6 protein-coding genes are annotated in these 3,300 nt (G+C 46.5%); all 6 read right to left on the bottom strand.

Annotated elements, in window-relative coordinates; all coding sequences use genetic code 11:
• Positions 1-104: 104 nt before the first annotated feature.
• Complete coding sequence (locus KKI13_00825) at positions 105-416, bottom strand: hypothetical protein (GenBank protein MBU4487598.1); 312 nt, start codon at positions 414-416, stop codon at positions 105-107.
• 117 nt (positions 417-533) lie between these two features.
• Positions 534-728, bottom strand: a complete 195-nt coding sequence (locus KKI13_00830) for a zinc-ribbon domain-containing protein (protein ID MBU4487599.1) — start codon at positions 726-728, stop codon at positions 534-536.
• Between the two features lie 173 nt (positions 729-901).
• Complete coding sequence (locus KKI13_00835; GenBank protein MBU4487600.1) at positions 902-1,072, bottom strand: hypothetical protein; 171 nt, start codon at positions 1,070-1,072, stop codon at positions 902-904.
• Between the two features lie 57 nt (positions 1,073-1,129).
• The gene (locus tag KKI13_00840; GenBank protein MBU4487601.1) at positions 1,130-1,936 is read right to left on the bottom strand and encodes an ATP-binding cassette domain-containing protein; all 807 of its coding nucleotides are present in this window, start codon (positions 1,934-1,936) and stop codon (positions 1,130-1,132) included.
• Positions 1,933-2,733: an ABC transporter ATP-binding protein gene (locus tag KKI13_00845; GenBank protein MBU4487602.1), complete on the bottom strand. Its 801-nt coding sequence runs from the start codon at positions 2,731-2,733 to the stop codon at positions 1,933-1,935. The genes KKI13_00840 and KKI13_00845 overlap by 4 nt, the downstream gene beginning before the upstream one ends.
• Position 2,734: 1 nt before the next feature.
• The coding region (locus KKI13_00850; GenBank protein MBU4487603.1) for an ABC transporter permease at positions 2,735-3,300 on the bottom strand (566 nt) is incomplete at its 5' end.

A 3,300-nucleotide genomic window follows, 5' to 3' on the forward strand; every position in this document is an offset into this window, starting at 1 on the left:
AGCATATAATCATATACTAGATATCGTGAAATTGCAATGGGAAATTAATAAATTGGCGACGTCCTATTTGGGGACAGCCTGCGAAGTATCAATACTGTACGTTCTTATTTATTTTTGGATCTGGATTTAAGTTTTATCACCTTTTCGGCCAGATTACTGTTTTTCTGAAGTACTATCTTTACCTTATCCCCTTCCTCCAGTCCGGACATCAGATCGCTACGTATATCAACGGTCCTGTTCGTGCGCGTTTTATTATCTTTTACTGTCAGGCTGTTAGTCGACATAAAAAGAACTGTGCCGGTTATCACCTCAGATGAAGTATCCGAACTTCCATATCTCATACCGGCCGAGGCCGTCTGAGTCAAACTTACCATAAACGCCAGTGTCACAACAAAAATTGCCATCTTTCTCATCATGTTCACTCCATCGTTTACGTCAATTATACGCTTGCGGGCAATAAAAGTCAAACGGCGGGGTTCGGTAAAAGGAATCCGGTGTTTTTCGGAGCGAGGAGAGTATCAATATTATTATGGTTATCGAAGCATTAACACACAAAAGGCGAGGACTATGAGGATTATGGCTGTAACGAAGATGCTCTTGTGGTGAGTGTATTTCATCCTGCCGATTATGCCTGATTCGCGGCGAAGGGATTCGCCGCAATAAATGCATAAGAGGGCATCATCGTCATGATTGGGCTCTTTACAATTGGGGCATATATGTTCGGACATTGGCTTCCTTTTAGATTTGCGCTTCTTTACAGATTATACCTCTCAAAACTGAAAAGCCCAAGCATTTTCTGGCAGACTTGCATCAAAAAAAACAAGGGGCGGATCCGGTTTTACCGGATAGCCGCCCCTAGGAATAGGACGTAATAATTTATGCGTTGTGTAACGTTATGCGTCTATAGTATCTGCTCGCGCTGCGTAAATAAACACTTTTCTCTAAATGACTGCCTCTCATTCTCATCGTGAATAAATAGCATGTCGGCTAAATAGTCCACAAGGTCCAATAAGTCATATTTCGTACCAAGCGTATTTATTATGGAAGCGAGTGTCGAATATTCTTGCGGCATGTTAATCCCCTCCCTTTTTTAGTAGGATAGCTTTCATCTAATAGGACGGGCGGCAGGTTAAAATCTAACACTATTTCTTGTTCGAGGGTCGGGTATGGGTATGCTTTTGAGCAGCTTTTTAGTATATTCGTGGCGGGGGTTTGTATAGACTGTTTTCACATCGCCTGTTTCTACGATCTTACCGTTATACATGACGGCCACGTGATCGGCAATATTTGCCACTACACTCAAATCGTGGCTTATAAATAGATACGTCAGGTTAAGGCGGGTTTTAAGGTCGGCCAGGAGTGTCAATATCTTCGCGCGTATAGAGACATCTAAGCTTGAGACGGGTTCATCGCAGACTATGAATTTTGGTTCCAGGATTACAGCCCGGGCTATTCCTATCCTCTGGCGCTCGCCTCCGGAAAACTGATGCGGGTACCTCTTTTTGTGTTCCTTTTTGAGGTCTACCGTTTCAAGGACATGATCGCATCTTTTATCTATTTCGCCGGCTGTATAGTTGCCGTGCAATATAAGCCCTTCCGAAATTATGCTGCGTACGTTCATGCGCGGGTTGAGCGAGCTGAACGGATCCTGGAATATCATCTGCATATCTTTTCGAAGACGGAGCATTTCTTTCTTTGCCAATCCGAATATATGACGGCCGTCGAATACGACATCGCCTGCATTCGGCGCCAAAAGGCCAAGCAACAGCCTTCCCGCCGTCGTCTTGCCGGAACCGGATTCCCCTACAAGCGCAAATGTCTCGCCTTTTCCTATAGAGAACGAGATATCGTCCACGGCTTTCACGAAACCGGATGTCTTTTGGAAAACGCCGCGTTTTATAGGAAAATATTTACTCAGCGATTTTACCGTTATCATTTGAAGCCCTTAAATTGTATTTTAGGCACCGCTGCCAATAACTCTTTGGTATAGGCATCTTTGGGCGAATAGAATATATCATCCACGCCCCCCGCTTCCACTATTTTTCCTTTTTTCATTACGCATACAGACTCTGCCAGCTGGGCGACTATGCCGAAATCATGCGTTATAAACAGGACCGACATATTATGCTTCTCTCTTATCTCACGAAAAAGCTCAAGTATTTCCGCCTGTATAGTCACATCAAGCGCGGTCGTCGGCTCATCCGCTATCAAAAGTTTAGGATTAAGGGATAACGCCATGGCTATCATGGCCCTCTGCCTCATACCGCCGCTCAAGCGGTGCGGATAGTCATAAAAGATCCTCTCCGGATCAGGAAGGTGGACCTCCCCTAAAAGCCCAAGAGCGCGTCTTTTTGCTTCGCGCTTTGGTATTTTGACGTGCGCCAATATCTGTTCGATTATCTGCTCGCCCACGGTCATAACGGGATTCAACGCCGTCAACGGCTCCTGAAACACCATTGATATCTCTTTACCCCGTATAGCGCGCATCTCTTCCGGCGAAAGTTTAAAAAGCGGTTTTCCATCAAAGATCACTTCGCCGCCGGTTATCCTGCCGGGCTCATCCACAAGCCGCAGGATAGAGAGCGCCGTAACACTTTTGCCGGAACCGGATTCTCCGACAAGCCCTAAAGTCTCGCTCGTGCCGACTGAAAAGCTGACACCGTCAACAGCCTTCCTCACGCCGTCTCTTGTATAAAAATATGTGCTTAAATTTTTAACTTCCAGCAGTGCCATTTTATAACCTCTGGAGCCGCGGATCTAAAATCGTGCGCAACCCCTCGCCTACTAAATAAAAACTCAATACCGTCATCAATATCGCAAGCCCCGGAAAAAGCGTCAGCCACCAGGCGCTGTCTATATAGAAACGGCCGGTGCTTATTATATTGCCCCAGCTCGGCGTGGGGATCTGGACGCCGAGGCCTAAAAAGCTCAACCCGCTTTCAAGTAATATCGCGCCGCCCACGCTTAATGTGGCGCTTACAAAAACCGGCGCGAGGGCGTTAGGCAATATATGCCTGAAGGCTATCCTTCTATCCGACGCGCCGAGAACCCTTGCGGCCACTACGAATTCACGCTCGCGAAGCGACAGAAACTCTGCGCGCACAAGACGCGCCAGCCCCATCCAGCTCGTCACGCCGATTACAATCATTACGTAAACTATAGAAGGCCCCAAAAATGCCAATATCATAAGTATAAGGTAAAAAGTCGGGAAACAGAGCATCACTTCTATGAGGCGCATAATGGCGCTATCAACCCATCCGCCGTAATAACCCGCTATCACACCCAGAACCACTCCTATAA

The sequence above is a fragment of the Candidatus Omnitrophota bacterium genome (assembly GCA_018894435.1).
Lineage (GTDB): Bacteria > Omnitrophota > Gorgyraeia > JAHIPI01 > JAHIPI01 > JAHIPI01.

Bases quoted from the DNA above. Each gene is read 5' to 3' on its own strand.
- KKI13_00835 (MBU4487600.1), bottom strand. From the start codon at position 1,072: ATGCCGCAAGAATATTCGACACTCGCTTCCATAATAAATACGCTTGGT.
- KKI13_00825 (MBU4487598.1), bottom strand. From the start codon at position 416: ATGATGAGAAAGATGGCAATTTTTGTTGTGACACTGGCGTTTATGGTA.
- KKI13_00830 (MBU4487599.1), bottom strand. From the start codon at position 728: ATGTCCGAACATATATGCCCCAATTGTAAAGAGCCCAATCATGACGAT.
- KKI13_00845 (MBU4487602.1), bottom strand. From the start codon at position 2,733: ATGGCACTGCTGGAAGTTAAAAATTTAAGCACATATTTTTATACAAGA.
- KKI13_00840 (MBU4487601.1), bottom strand. From the start codon at position 1,936: ATGATAACGGTAAAATCGCTGAGTAAATATTTTCCTATAAAACGCGGC.